Source organism: Alistipes sp. 56_sp_Nov_56_25, from assembly GCF_001915285.1.
In the GTDB taxonomy this organism is placed as follows: Bacteria; Bacteroidota; Bacteroidia; order Bacteroidales; family Rikenellaceae; genus Alistipes; species Alistipes shahii.
The window spans coordinates 1-768 of sequence record NZ_MNQF01000047.1 but is presented as its reverse complement, the minus strand read 5'-3'; the positions used below and the strand labels follow the sequence as shown (position 1 = coordinate 768).

The window sequence follows — 768 nt, the reverse complement described above, 5'->3', positions numbered from 1 at the left end:
CAGCTTATGTCCGTTCTCATCGACGCGCAACGATACGACATGAAGATGCTGTCGGTCGATATCCTTATGTTTGAAAACAATATAAGGCTGGTTGCCGTAGCCCATGCGTTCCATATATTCGCGTGCGATCTCCCGGAACTGTTCGTCTGTCAGTTTGTCTTCGGGCGAGGGGTTGAGCGAAACATGGAAAACCGTATTGGTTGTTCTGCGGTTGGCTTCGAGATACGGCATGAAGCTCTCCATGCAGGCATCAATATCAAGGCGTCCGCATTTATCGTATGGTTCGAGCATCTTCTGCCAAAGCAGCACCTCGGCTTCATCCTTATCCACTTTCTCCTTGTTGTAATGCAGGGCTCCACCGGGCGAGGAACCCGATCTTATATTCGCAACCATTCCGCAGCGCGTTTTGCTAGGTTCAGAATCTCGATACTCAGAGCCTTTAATTCTCTCGTTCGTTGTTCCAATGCGGCGATCTGATGCGGGATCGCGACGTTGGAGAAGTGCGCATTGATGACCTTTACAATCTGGTTGTAGTTATTTCCCAACTTTTGAAATTGGAAATAAAAGTCATTCAGACGGGCAATAAACTGCACTTTCGAAGGGTCGCGTTTAACGACAACGAACTCCTCGGCGAAGATGCGTTTTACGATAAACCGGCTGCGGTTATGCTCCAATCCTGCCTTACAAAGCATCTGCTTAAAGCGGATATTCTCTTCCGTGGTGAGTTTGAAATTATACCTGTGGACTCTGGGATCTGTCGTTGTCGGG

The 768-nt window shown here is 48.4% G+C and carries 2 protein-coding genes; both read right to left on the bottom strand.

The annotated features are described in order from the left end of the window. A partial coding sequence (locus BHV64_RS09025; protein WP_288115769.1) for a relaxase/mobilization nuclease domain-containing protein occupies positions 1-393 on the bottom strand: 393 nt, incomplete at its 3' end. Beyond that, on the bottom strand, positions 378-768 hold a 391-nt coding region (locus BHV64_RS09020; RefSeq protein WP_288115768.1), incomplete at its 5' end, for a mobilization protein. The genes BHV64_RS09025 and BHV64_RS09020, both read right to left, overlap by 16 nt.